At 49.0% G+C, this 14,257-nt stretch carries 8 protein-coding genes; 3 read left to right on the top strand and 5 right to left on the bottom strand.

The window, feature by feature from the left end; all coding sequences use genetic code 11:
- Positions 1-258: 258 nt before the first annotated feature.
- The 4 genes from ACJJI7_RS16955 to ACJJI7_RS16940 form a co-directional block, all read right to left on the bottom strand.
- The gene (locus ACJJI7_RS16955) at positions 259-600 is read right to left on the bottom strand and encodes a hypothetical protein (protein WP_282950729.1); all 342 of its coding nucleotides are present in this window, start codon (positions 598-600) and stop codon (positions 259-261) included.
- Between the two features lie 380 nt (positions 601-980).
- Positions 981-2,513 carry a hypothetical protein gene (locus ACJJI7_RS16950; RefSeq protein ID WP_444901672.1) on the bottom strand — a complete coding sequence of 511 codons (1,533 nt, stop codon included), beginning with the start codon at positions 2,511-2,513 and terminating at the stop codon, positions 981-983.
- Positions 2,514-3,353: 840 nt separating this feature from the next.
- Positions 3,354-5,528, bottom strand: coding sequence for a malate synthase G (locus ACJJI7_RS16945; protein WP_020415241.1), 2,175 nt, complete (start codon positions 5,526-5,528; stop codon positions 3,354-3,356).
- A 189-nt stretch (positions 5,529-5,717) separates the two neighbouring features.
- Positions 5,718-6,653 (bottom strand): LysR family transcriptional regulator, encoded by a 936-nt coding sequence (locus tag ACJJI7_RS16940; protein WP_020415240.1) that lies wholly within the window; start codon positions 6,651-6,653, stop codon positions 5,718-5,720.
- Between the two features lie 114 nt (positions 6,654-6,767).
- Between ACJJI7_RS16940 and ACJJI7_RS16935 the strand changes: the two genes are divergently transcribed.
- The 3 genes from ACJJI7_RS16935 to pta all read left to right on the top strand — a co-directional run bounded on the left by ACJJI7_RS16935 (position 6,768) and on the right by pta (position 12,002).
- Positions 6,768-8,366 carry an isocitrate lyase gene (locus ACJJI7_RS16935; protein WP_020415239.1) on the top strand — a complete coding sequence of 533 codons (1,599 nt, stop codon included), beginning with the start codon at positions 6,768-6,770 and terminating at the stop codon, positions 8,364-8,366.
- A 259-nt stretch (positions 8,367-8,625) separates the two neighbouring features.
- A complete protein-coding gene (locus ACJJI7_RS16930) occupies positions 8,626-9,834 on the top strand; it encodes an acetate kinase (RefSeq protein ID WP_020415237.1) in 1,209 nt (402 codons plus the stop codon).
- A 2-nt stretch (positions 9,835-9,836) separates the two neighbouring features.
- Complete coding sequence (gene pta, locus ACJJI7_RS16925; protein ID WP_353375333.1) at positions 9,837-12,002, top strand: phosphate acetyltransferase; 2,166 nt, start codon at positions 9,837-9,839, stop codon at positions 12,000-12,002.
- A 24-nt stretch (positions 12,003-12,026) separates the two neighbouring features.
- On the opposite strand, the gene ACJJI7_RS16920 is transcribed toward pta, so the two are convergent.
- The gene (locus ACJJI7_RS16920; RefSeq protein WP_245556728.1) at positions 12,027-14,252 is read right to left on the bottom strand and encodes an acetyl-CoA hydrolase/transferase C-terminal domain-containing protein; all 2,226 of its coding nucleotides are present in this window, start codon (positions 14,250-14,252) and stop codon (positions 12,027-12,029) included.
- Between the last annotated feature and the right edge of the window lie 5 nt (positions 14,253-14,257).

Raw genomic sequence — 14,257 nt, 5'->3', positions numbered from 1 at the left:
GTAAGTATGGACTGTATTATAAAGTGTCAATGGGGGTTGATTGTCATCAAAGAACGTCAGAATTTTATACTCCAATACTCCAATACTCCAATACTCCAATACTCCATGATCGCTTGGCGAAAAGGTATGCCAATATAAATAATGACATGCAATCCTGAGAGCAAGCACTGGATATATAACTCTTAGGCAATGGGATGAGAGAAATTAAAATACAATGACGACTAAACCCATTCAAAATATATATTCCCCTTTTTCAGCTCAGATCTCCGGCGTAATCACCACCTTAAATGGCATGCCACTAGAATCAATAAACTTAACTTCTGCCGGGCCATCATAAGCGGTAATTAGTGTAGGAGTCGCCAAATTCAAATAGCCATTACTTTCTTGATACTCATATATACTTGCGACTACACGAAGCTGGCCTTCAGGTGTTTGTTCTTCTAATAATAGGAGCTTAATTAATTTATCTAAATGTATTTCACTTTCTACATCCCCTTCATTTAGCAAGTGTAAAGAGGCCAATTTAGCACCGTTGGGGATTGCATCTACTTTTAGCACCATAGGTGATGCAGTGCTAAATAAGGATGAATCACTTTCCACTGATCGTCGGGCCAACTCTGACTTGAACCGGCTCACAACTACTCGTCTTTTTACTCCGAGAGTGTGCGAGAATAGTCGATTGCTAGTTATGAAGCAGCCTCTAGTACATTACTATAATGATTGCACTACCAGAGTAAAAAGTGTAATGGCCGCATACCGATAGCCACACTTGAAGGTGGAAAAGCATCTGGGGAGAGGGCTGTAAACTGAATTTGGCCTGACAGAGCACTTCCTGAAAAACCGATAAATGTCAGATCAACTCTAAACCACTATACCTAATGGGAATATGATATTAAGGCCAGCTTTATTTACATAAATGTGTATTTACGAGATAAGATCAACCCTACTTATTTTAAGAGGAAGTGGGGCTGATCAGCACTTTAATATTTAGAAGTTTGCAGACGAACTACACCTCCAAAAGTACCCGATACTATTTCGCCCTTACCCCCAATTTGAGCAGCCGAATAAACACTATTATATTTCTCTCGATATCCTAACGGAATATGAAACACACTGTCACCCGTATCCCAATTCACAGCTTCAAGTGTCCACATACCCTGTCGCTGCCCCCAACAGTAAACTAAATTAGAGGATTCGCTCATGGTCGGCACGCCATTAGGACAGCTTATTTCTTTATTCGCCCAAAGACTACTCAAACTGCGACTGTAAGAATTCCAATGAAATTGCTCGATACCATAGGGGGCATTCTCAGGGAAATTAGAAAACAACACCGTAAGCCTTTGGGGAACACCCGGCAATCGCGAAAAATCCCAGCCATAGTCATTATTAACAACAACTGCTCGATCACCTCGAACCAAGACCGATTGCTCAGATATACTCCTTGTCGCATTGGGATTACCAAAAGTAATAGGAATTTCCGCTGCAATTCTTCTATCTTTCTCTTCAGAAATCGGTTTCCAATCCATCGGAATCTGGTCTCGCCACATCACCACCAGATTCATAAGCTCCTGACCATCAGTAAACACTACCAGCTTATCATTACCCGCATTCATTAATGTGGGCGTGGAGCCGGAACCAATTCCCAGTCGACCCGGCCAAGGTGTCTCTCCCCCAGCTTCATAGGCTGCCTTCCAGGCTCCTTTTCCTTCGTCGGCGCTCACCCTATCTCCATACCACTGAAATCGATACATCTTTTTACTGGAAACCACATAGATACCTCCTTCTTCATCTATAGAGATTGAGTTTGATACCTCCTCACCTTCATCAACCTTTGTATGATAGAACTTATCTAGACTTCTATTGATTACCAATACCAACCCTTTGGAGGTTGCGAGACAAATATAACCATCGTAAGTCATATTCATCCCAACAATTACTTCACTCTCAGCAGTCAAAAGCTCCTCAGGTATATCAAACTTTTTATATAGATTTATACCCGATCCTGGGTCGCCCTTTATTGCATCCCCATAAACCAACAAACTTGAGCCATCCGGCACATAAAATTTGTAATCTTTATCCACAAGGACATATGCACCAGAGAGCCCTCCTGTCATTTCATCTTTTAACTTTGTATCAATCCTATTTATCTGGTTTCCACTCATGTCCATTTTAAAAACAGATCCAAGTGTACTTCCCCAAACCACTCTCTTACCATTTACTTCATAGATTGGAGAGTAAGCAAGGATAATTGGAACAGGTATTGTTTCAGAGAGCTCCTTTTGAAGGCTTGCAATATCATCTAACTCTATACCTTTTAAATATGAAGACCCCTGGTTGTAGGGATTTCTATGGCTCATGGGCCAGGGAGAATCAGCCAAGAATGGGTTCTTCGGTGGATCAATAATCGACTCCGCAATTGCTACATTGAAAAAAATAGATGCAGAAAAAAAATTAAATAAAAATACAGTTCTTAAGCACCGAATCAATCCAGGAATCATCAAAACATCCTCCATGTTTAATTAAACACCTAACTATAAAGCAGGGAAAATAAAACACTAAGAACTCCGAAAGCTTTCCTTAAGGCTTGGCTTCTCTACAAAATATTGCTTGAGCATCCTCTAACCAATATTACGAGGAAACTATATTTAAGGAAAGTGCAACTTATAGAGGCGCCCCTCTTTTTGCAACAGAAACTGAAATATACTATAAAGAAAACTACCTGAATTCAACGTGAAAGATTATATAGTCCTGGTTATTATTCTCTACAAGTAGCTCCTTAAGCTTTTCATAATACTTGATAGCTTAAAGCATTTCATTAAAGATTACTTGGTGTCTTGAACAACACACCAACTTTGATAGATATCATTTTTTAAACTGATATTGTTGGAAACTATTTCGTAACTCGAATTCAGCTGACCTTAATGAAATGTGATTTTTTCGGTTAGCAGGTATTCTATATGTACATATTACAAATAAATAAGTTGAAGGCTCTCTTATTATTTGGGTGTTTTTAAATTACGGAACTGTTTTTATCCCAAAATTATAGAATAACTATATCTTTCCCAACTTATAATCACTGTCTCCAAGATCTATATATGTCAAATTAAATACTAATTCATTCAGTATTTTAGTAAATGTCTCCCGGAAGGCTAATTGCTAGATTCCCGGGATATACAATCTTACGTCAGTTACCTCTGCACCCCTTTCCTTGTCTAGTAGGTATTTCTTATCAACTTCCCCATAGAGAGGAGGGTACTGACGACCGCCTTAGCTCGTTAAAGTATGCGCTAGATTTGATTTCATAATGATTTGACCAGTAAAAAGACCCCTTAAGGGGTCCTGCAGCAAAATCATCATGCATTTAGAGCCTTAAATTCCCGTCTGCGACGATGCAGAACCGGCTCAGTATAACCATTAGGCTGCGCACAACCCTCGAAAACCAATTCACAAGCAGCTTGAAAGGCAATGCTTTTATCGAAGTCAGGGGCCATATTATTGTAGTTGGAATCACCCGCATTTTGGCGATCTACTATCGCTGCCATACGCTCCATGGTTTCTCGCACCTGCTTCTCACTCACGATGCCATGTTTCAACCAGTTGGCAATATGTTGGGAGGAAATACGCAGAGTTGCGCGGTCTTCCATCAGGCCAACATCGTTGATATCCGGTACTTTGGAACAACCTACACCCTGTTCTACCCAACGTACAACATAACCAAGTATCCCCTGGGCGTTATTATCCAGCTCTAGCTGAATCTCTTTGGCGCTCCAATTGGTATTATTAGCCACGGGTACGGTAAGGATATCTTCCAGCTTGGCGTGATGGCGATGCTGGATTTCTTCTTGACGGCGGTTTACATCTACCTTGTGGTAATGCAATGCGTGCAGTGTCGCGGCAGTTGGAGAGGGAACCCAGGCAGTATTGGCACCGGCCATGGGATGGGCAAGCTTGGCGTGCATCATAGCTGACATTTGGTCAGGTATTGGCCACATTCCCTTACCGATTTGAGCCCGGCCCTTTAAGCCGCAGTTTAAACCAACATCTACATTCCACTCTTCATAGGCATTGATCCAGGTAGACTGTTTCATATCGCCTTTACGAATCATCGGACCAGCAAGCATTGAGGTATGGATTTCATCGCCAGTGCGATCGAGGAAGCCGGTATTGATAAATACCACACGCTCTTTAGCTTCGGCAATACAGGATTTCAGGTTTACCGTGGTACGACGCTCCTCATCCATAATGCCCATTTTTACAGTGAAACGCGGTAGGCCAAGGACATCTTCAATACGGTTGAACAGGATGTTGGCAAAAGCCACTTCTTCCGGACCATGCATCTTTGGTTTCACGATATAGATACTACCGGTACGGGAGTTCTTAATCTCTCCATCGCCGCGTAGATCGTGTAGCGCGATCAGGCTGGTAATCATGCCATCAAGGATGCCTTCAGGAATCTCCTGGCCATCACCAAATAAAACAGCATCATTAGTCATCAGGTGGCCGACATTGCGTACAAACATGAGGCTGCGACCTGGCAAAGTTAACTGATTGCCATTTGGAGTAGTGTACTCACGGTCGGCATTCAAATTACGCTCAAAGGTCTTGCCACCTTTATTAATGGTTTCTTTCAGGTCTCCTCGCATAAGGCCGAGCCAGTTACGATAAACGACAACCTTATCCTCGGCATCGACCGCGGCAACGGAATCTTCGCAGTCCATAATGGTGGTCAAAGCAGATTCCAGCAGCACATCTTTTACACCAGCATCGTCAGTCTTACCGACAGGGCTTTCCCGATCTACCTGAACTTCAAAGTGCAAGCCGTGCTGTTTAAGCAGAATACAACTGGGCTCTTCGCTGTCACCGCGATAACCGACAAACTGTTTACCATCTTTGACGGTGGCGATATCACCATTCGCCAGTACCACTTCCAGCAGGGAGCCATTTACGCGGTACTGCACAGCATCTTTGTGGCTGCCGCAGGTAAGTGGAGCAGACTGATCCAGGAAGTTGCGAGCAAACTCAATAACTTTGGCACCCCGTACAGGGTTGTATTCGGTGCCTTTTTCCGCACCGCCCTCTTCGCTGATCACGTCAGTTCCGTACAGGGCATCATACAGGCTGCCCCAGCGGGCATTGGCTGCATTGAGTGCGTAACGGGCATTCATCACCGGCACCACCAACTGTGGCCCCGCAAGAGTGGCAATCTCTTCGTCGACATTCTCGGTAGTAGCGGCAAAATCAGCAGGCTCATCTACCAGGTAGCCAATTTCACGCAAGTATTCACGATACCCTTCCAGGTCGCGAACACCCTCGGGGTTCTCTGTGTACCAACGATCCAGGGTTTCCTGGAGTTCATCACGCTTTTGCAGTAATTCGCGGTTAACTGGCGCCAGATCACGGACGATGGCATCGAGCCCACCCCAGAATTTATCGGCATCGACCCCGGTTCCTGGAATCACCTCCTCGCTAACCAGATTGTATAGTTCCGGTGCGATTTGCAGATTACCGATTTGGACTCGTTCCGTCATACCCTGGGCCTCTCGCTAATTGTTGGAATTACGGCATTCTAAACAGCCATTTCGACATACCGCTAATTTATAGGCGCAATTTCCACTATTCATAGATCAAATTTTTATGAATGCGGTTGGCGCGTGAAACCTTACCAGTAAAACTACGCATTCACCTACAAGGCGCATGCTTCCTTACTCACCAGTCACTTACAGAGCCCGACCGATATCCAAGATCAGGCGGCGTAACCAGCGGTGCGGCGCACTCTGCTGCAATAGGGGGCTCCAAGCCATTTTCAGTTCCAGAGGTGGAATATCCAGGGGGGGATCCCTTCGCACAACCCTCGGATTATCGCTGGCCAGCTGCGCCAGCCGGGTGGGAACTGTCACTATCAAATCGCTCTGTTCTGCCAATAGCATGGCTACCTGATAGTGGCGTGTAAACACGGAAATATCGCGCTTTTCCCCCAAGCGCCCAATAGCCTCATCCACCCAGCCGAGCCTCTGAACATCCTCTGGGTTTACCCCTACCCCAACCCCCATGCCCGTTTTACTGACCCAGATGTGCTGGGCCTTCAAATAGCTTTGCAGATTGTAGTCTTCAAGCATGGGGTTATCTGCCCGCATCACACAGGAGAAACTGTCTCGCCACACAGTAGCCTGATGGAAGCTCTGCGGCATGCTGTCAAAGCGGTTGATTACCATATCCACTTTGCCCTGCTCCACATCAACGAAACTCACATCACTGGGGGTCATGATATCCAGGCTGATTCCAGGAGCATCATCACGCAGCTGCTTGAGTAGCGGCGGAATCAAAGTGGATTCTGCATAGTCACTGGCCATGATTCGAAATGTTCGGCGTGTATTCGCCGGATCAAAATCCCGATTAGGCTGAATCACCCGATCGATACTGGACAGGGCTTCTCGCACCATCGGCTGCAACTCCAGGGCACGCTCGGTGGGCATCATGCCCTCGCGAGTGCGTACCAGAAGGGGGTCATCGAACAGCTCTCGCAGACGCTTAAGGCCGTTACTCATAGCTGGCTGGGATAGGCCTAGATAGTTTGCCGCACGGGTTACATTACGTTCTCGCAGCAGTACATCAAGATACACCAGCAGGTTCAGGTCAGCTCTTTCCAGTTGCATACATCATTCGCCAGATCGATAGTGAAAATAAAATCAATAAATTAGGCAAATTATGCCACTCCTCCTAAGATACTCAACACCTAATCGCAGTCACCGTTTTAAGGAAACACTGTCATGTCCACCTACACTCAAGACATCGACGCGGTAGCTAAGCTCCGTGACAGCAAAAGCGGCACTTGGGACGCTATCAATCCCGAATCTGTTGCCCGTATGCGCGCCCAGAACAAATTCAAGAACGGCCTGGATATTGCCAAGTACACTGCCAATATCATGCGCGCTGACATGGAGAATTACGACAAGGACACCTCCAAGTACACTCAGTCTCTGGGTTGCTGGCACGGTTTCATCGGCCAGCAGAAGATGATTTCTATAAAGAAGCACTTCGAAGGCAATACTGACCGCCGCTATCTGTACCTGTCCGGCTGGATGGTAGCTGCACTGCGCAGTGAATTTGGTCCGCTGCCCGACCAGTCCATGCACGAGAAAACCTCTGTTGCACACCTGATCAATGAGCTGTACACCTTCCTGCGTCAAGCAGATGCTCGCGAGCTGAACGACCTGTTTCGCGAATTGGATGCTGCCCGCGAGGCCGGTAACAAGGCTGCCGAGAAGGCTGTACAGGACAAGATCGACAACCATAAAACCCACGTTGTACCAATCATCGCTGACATCGATGCCGGTTTTGGTAACGCGGAAGCCACTTACCTGATGGCCAAGCAAATGATCGAAGCGGGTGCTTGCTGTATCCAGATCGAGAACCAGGTTTCCGACGAAAAGCAATGTGGCCACCAGGACGGTAAAGTGACCGTTCCTCACGAGGACTTCCTGGCCAAGATCCGGGCTGTTCGTTACGCGTTCCTGGAGTTGGGCGTAGATAACGGAGTTATTGTTGCCCGTACCGACTCCCTGGGTGCCGGCCTGACCAAGCAGATCGCTGTGACCAAAGAGCCTGGCGACCTGGGCGATCAGTACAACGCTTTCCTGGACTGCGAAGAAATCGACGCTTCTGAACTGGCTAACGGTGACGTTGTAATCAACCGCGAAGGCAAACTTTTGCGTCCTAAGCGCCTGGCTTCCAACCTTTTCCAGTTCCGCAAAGGTACCGGCGAAGCTCGCTGCATCCTGGACAGCATCACTTCCTTGCAAAATGGTGCTGACCTGATTTGGATCGAAACCGAGAAGCCCCATATCGGCCAGATTGGCGGCATGATGGATGAAATCCGTAAAGTCGTTCCCGATGCGAAACTGGTTTACAACAACAGCCCGTCCTTTAACTGGACACTGAACTTCCGTCAGCAGGTTTTTGATACCTGGAGTGAAGAAGGCAAAGACGTATCCGCTTACGACCGCGCCAACCTGATGAGCGCCGAGTACGACGACTCTGACCTTTCTGCAGCAGCTGATGAGAAGATCCGTACTTTCCAAGCTGACGCGGCTCGCGAAGCAGGCATCTTCCACCATCTGATCACCCTGCCAACTTACCACACTGCAGCCCTGTCTACCGACAACCTGGCCAAGGAGTACTTCGGTGAGCAAGGCATGCTGGGCTACGTGAAAGGCGTTCAGCGTAAAGAAATCCGTCAGGGCATTGCCTGTGTTAAGCACCAGAACATGGCAGGTTCTGACATCGGTGACGACCACAAAGAGTACTTCGCTGGTGAAGCTGCCCTGAAGGCTGCTGGTAAAGACAACACCATGAACCAGTTCGGCTAAGCCCTCTTTATATACCCAAAAGGTATGTTTAAGGCGGCGCCAGCCGCCTTCTTCTGATAAAAGCTGACGATTTCTCTCAGCCTGAGAGTTAAGTTTCTGCTGAAGAAGTACAGTTGAAGCAAACTGCGCTTTAATCTCTGCATTTTAAATTTGGGCCGCAATCGCGGCCCTTTTTTATTCTCACCCCCAGCCATGTTTTCAAAAGACTTTTGCGCCAACTTGGCTAGCCTTAGGGTATATACGCAGGGACACCCATCCTATGCCCAACCCCGGCTTAGTACTAATTCTGAACTGTGGCAGCTCCTCACTGAAGTTTGCCGCACTCGATCCATTCAGTGGAGAGGAATACTTATCAGGTCAAGCCGATGCCCTGGGAAGTTCCGGGGCAGTTCTCAATTGGCGTTATTGCAGTGAGGACAACAGCCAGCCGCTCTCCCCAAGCGATGACTGCGAAAGTGTGATTGGTTGGCTGGTTGAGCGGTTTGATGGGACCTGGCTCGGACTAAAAGCCCGTCTGCTCGCCATTGGCCACCGGGTGGTCCACGGCGGCGAGTTATTCGCAGATTCAGTATTGATAGACCAGCAGGTCCTGACCGCAATTCGCTCCTGCTGCGAATTGGCACCACTGCACAACCCGGCTGCTCTGCAAGGGATCCAGACTGCCCTGATCGCTTTTCCCCAAGTACCCCAAGCTGCCGTGTTCGATACAGCATTTCACCAGGGTATGCCGGACTATGCCTACCTCTACGCACTGCCCTACCGGCTATACCAGGATCACCATATTCGACGTTACGGCATGCATGGGAGCAGCCACCGCTATATTGCCGAGCGCAGTGCCGAGCTATTGGGAAAACCAACTACTGAGGCCAACGTAATTTCCGCACACCTGGGTAACGGCGCTTCCATTGCCGCTATCAAAGGCGGGCACAGTGTGGATACCAGTATGGGACTCACGCCCCTCGAAGGACTGGTAATGGGTAGCCGCTGTGGCGACCTGGACCCAGGCCTGCTATTGCACCTTGGAGAATCCCTGGACTATTCCCTGGCCGAGCTGGAACAGCTGCTGAATAGAGAGAGCGGCCTGCTCGGCCTATCCGGTTTGAGTAATGACTGTCGCGAACTGGAAGAGGCAATGGAAAACGGCCACGAGGGAGCCCGCCTGGCCCTGGAGGTATTCTGTTATAGATTGGCTAAATATATCGCTGCCTACACTGTGCCCTTGCGCAGGGTCAGCGCCCTGGCATTTACCGGGGGCATTGGAGAAAACTCCTCCTGGGTACGCCATAGGACCATTAGCTGGCTTAGCGCACTCGGCTATCAACTGAATCAGGAGCGCAATGAGGCAACCCGCTTCGGTGCCGAGGGGCTCATATCCAAGGCGGGTACGCTGGATATCTTTGTAATCCCAACCAGGGAGGATTGGGTAATCGCCAGGGATGCCGCAAGGCTCGCATCTGAGGTGCGCTAGAAATGTCTCATCGCACTCGCACACTGATGCTCGTTCCCCTTGCCGCTGGAGTCGGAATTACTTCCGTAAGCCTGGGCTTAATTCGGGCATTGGAGCGTATCCAGGTGGAAGTTAAATTCTACAAGCCTGTGGCCGAGCCGCCGCCTCCAGACGGTACCATTGAACGGACCAACGAAATATTGCGGCAGGTTTCCAACCTGGATATTCCACGCTCCTTCAGTGCCAAACATGTTGAGTCCATGGTCTCTACAGGGAAAATGCCAGATCTGTTAGAAGAAATACTGGCCCGATATCAAAGCGGCGGCCAGCATGCAGACGTGACCGTCATCGAAGGCGTACTACCCAGCAGTGAAAATCAGTTTGCCAACCAACTCAATTACCAGATTGCCAAGACACTGGATGCGGAAGTAGTACTGGTAGCCTGCCCTCATGGTGGAGATATCAGGCAATTGCGAGAGCGGTTACAGTTCGCTGTTCACTCCTTCGGCGGAGAAAAATCCAACCGTGTAGTGGGCTGCATTATCAATAAGGTTGGAGCCCCTGAAGAGCAAACTGATACTCCCGGTGCTCAACCGGCAGGTATGCGTGCCGGACGTGAAGATCCCGCAGAAAACAAAGTCACAATCACCAGGGAATCCCTCTACCGGCAAACCCCTCTACGTATTGTCGGCTGTATACCCTGGAATGCAGATCTTCTGGCTCCCCGCGCATTAGATCTGGTGCGGCATTTCGATGCTCAACTTATCAACCGGGGAGAATTGGAGACCCGGAGATTACACAATGTAACTTTCTGCTCCCGTTCACTCCCCAATATGCTCAGGCGATTTCAGCCCGGGGCTTTGTTAGTTACTTCTGCCGATAGACCTGATGTAGTCACCGCGGCCTGCTTGGCAGCTATGAACGGGGTAAAAATCGGATGCCTGCTGCTAACTGGGGGTTATCGGCTGGATCGTGAAGTCCATAAACTCTGCACACCAGCAATGGAGACCGGCCTGCCAGTAATGCTGGTAAGTGGCAATACTTGGCGCACTGTAGTGGACTTACAGACCTTCAACCTGCGTACACCGGCAGATGACCGTGAGCGGGTGAACCGGGTGCAAGATTTTTTTGCCAGTCACCTGGATGAAAACTGGGTGAATTCTTTGAGCCAGGTTTCCAACCGCCCCCGAAGACTTTCCCCTCCAGCCTTCCGATATCATCTGACGGAACTGGCCCGCCGAAAAAAAAAGCGTATTGTACTTCCCGAAGGTGAAGAGCCACGCACCATCAGGGCAGCATTGATTTGCACCGAGCGCGATATTGCCGAACCTATTCTGCTCGGCAATACAAAAACCATTGCCAGGGTCGCAGAGCAGCAAGGTCTAACACTCTCTGACAAAATTCACATTACCGACCCGGAAACTGTGCGTGACAATTATATTGAGCCCATGGTGGAATTGCGTAGGAGCAAGGGCCTGACAGAAGTGGTCGCAAAGGAGCAGCTCCATGACAATGTAGTACTCGGCACTATGATGTTGGCTCTGGATGAGGTCGATGGACTGGTATCCGGGGCTATTCACACCACCGCCAATACCATCCGTCCCGCTCTGCAGCTAATAAAAGCCGCACCGGGTGAAGAGCTGGTTTCCTCTATATTTTTTATGCTGCTGCCCGAACAAGTTTTGGTTTATGGGGACTGCGCTATTAACCCTGACCCAAACGCAGAGCAACTGGCAGCGATTGCTATTCAGTCCGCCGATTCAGCGAAAGCATTTGGCGTAGAGCCTCGTGTAGCCATGATCAGCTACTCTACAGGAACTTCAGGCAGTGGCTCAGATGTAGACAAGGTTCGCGAAGCAACCGAAATTGCCAAACGCAAAAGGCCCAGGCTGATCATTGATGGCCCCCTACAATACGATGCGGCCGTTACCGAAAATGTAGCCGCTCAGAAAGCACCACATAGCCCTGTTGCTGGACGTGCAACGGTATTTATTTTTCCCGACTTGAATACAGGCAACACAACCTATAAAGCTGTGCAGCGCAGTGCGGACTTGGTCAGTATTGGCCCCATGCTGCAGGGGTTGCGCAAACCGGTGAATGATTTATCCCGCGGTGCCCTGGTCGACGATATTGTCTACACTATCGCACTCACGGCAATTCAGGCGCAACAACGTGATTATCAGGGTTAAAAACAATACTAAGCAGGCAACGGCTTACTCCCAACGCAGTGGGCGGCGCCTGTCGATGTGATTCCGTAATGCAGCGGCAACAATGTAAGCTTCCAGGCGGTGCTCGTAAGTTTCGGTATGATCGTAACCCATTCGCGCCAAACAACGCTGTAACCACTCAGTGCCTGTCGACTTGTCATGCCACACTTTACGCCCCTGGATCACTGCCATCAGCATTCTCCACCAGCTGCGATCCGCCGCACGCAACTGCTGCAATGAGACTGCAAGCAGGGCCTCCTCATCAGTAAAATCTGTACCCAGGGGATAATAAGGCAATATCGCCAGTGTGCTTTCGACGGAGAAAATTTCAGTGATATGTTCCGGGGTGTTGTTATTAAAAGACTGCGGGATGACAAAACTCTTTTCGATTTTGCCGGCGAATTTTGCCTGCTCCAACAATACTGCCTGGAAACGGCTATCACAAATACTCAGCATGGAAACCATTACGTCCCGATCGGTTTTTCCGCGCAGGTCCACTGCGCCATATTCAGTAACCACTACATCGCGAAGGTGTCGGGGAATAGTGGCATGGGGGTACTCCCATACAATATTGCTCTCGCATATACCACCGCGCACACGAGTGCTGGGTAATGCAATCACCGAGCGTGCTCCCGGCAACGCAAATGCCTGAGCAACAAAATTGTACTGGCCACCCACGCCACTGACGACCTGGTTGTCTACCAGCGCATCTGAAACCACTGCGCCCCCCAGCGTGACCATCATGGCGGAATTGATAAAGCGAGCCTGTTTACGTTGGGCGCGCTTCAGTTCTCCCTGGGACTGCAGATCATTGGTGAAGTCAATGGCGGTCATATCAATTCCCGCGCGCTCATCAGGAGAAAGATCCCGCAGCTCCCGATACATTAATTCCGGCCCCAAGTAGAAACCTCCATGCAACCAGATCCCGCCGCGCAGTTTCTTATTCAGGCAGCTGCCAATCAGACGTCTGCGGCCATGCTCGCTGTGCAGGTCACACTCTTCTTCCTCACCGTCAGGCGTTAATAGCTTGTGCCCGCGCCAACTGTAGCTGGGGTCGACTATACCAAAGCGTTGTAAGAATTCTGTATCTTCGGGAGTGAGAGGACAACTGATACGACCTGCATTCTTCAATCCGAGCAAGGTTTCCTCATTTACGGTATGGGTGATTTCATCCCCATCCAACAACTGTTGCAGCCCAGCATCCTGATAAACCTCCCGGGACAAAACCCCCGCCCTGCGCAAGTGCAGAAAACCATGGGGCACCATTTCACTTGCGCCATACAAACCCTGCTTAAAACTTTCCAAAAGCAGCGGAAGATCTTTCCGGTAATGGAGTGATTCACGATCAACCAGTTTTTCAATGATACTTCTGTAATGGACATTTTCTTTATGCCGCAAACGCAGTGCATGGCAGACCGCATCTCCCAAAGCCCCAATACCCACTTGCAAGGTTCCTCCATCGGCGACCATGCTAGCAATATGGAATGCGATACTGTATTCGGTAAAGCTGACCGGGATAGCCGGGGCCGCGAATAAAGGGGTATCAAAAACCTCCCCTTCTAGCAGCAGGTCAAACTCACTCTCTTCCAATTCACTGCTACCGGTCATATAAGGCAGCTGCGGATTGACCTCCCCCACTAAGAACAACCGATGATCTTTCCGATTGGCTGTCAGTTTCAACAAAGGTAAAGTCAAATCGGGATTACAGCTCAAGCTGTAACGCCCTCCCCCCTCCATCGGTGCCACCATCTGGGCAATAACATTCACTCCAAAGCGCAGAAGATCTTCAGGCACCTGGGTGTAATTCGCACTTACATAATGTCGCTGGGCATAGTGATTTCCCAACAGTGCACCTGGCTCCATAAAGAATTCAATAACATTAATATTTTTTGGTAGATGTTCCTTTCTGCGTGGTGAGACATAACCCAGGTCCTGGTAACTACTGTATAAACGATCCAGTAATGGCTGGATAAAACGACGACTGATATCGCTGTCCCCCTGAGGCCGTTCCAGTGTGAGAGCCGTAAATATGGTCAGGGAAATTGAGGGATCGGCAACAGCGCGGGCATAAAGAGCGTTGGCAAAATGGTTGGCCTTACCAAGTCCAAGGGGTAAACCCAGTACAACCTTCTTGCCAACTTTTGCCAACAGAGCATCAATACACTCCTCGACACTGGCAAAGCGTCTTGGAGCCTCTTTGGAAGAGCCTTCCATGGAGTTTTTTTGTTCCACGTAGC

The organism is Microbulbifer variabilis (assembly GCF_056232115.1).
This window is presented reverse-complemented; position numbering and strand designations above follow the sequence as displayed.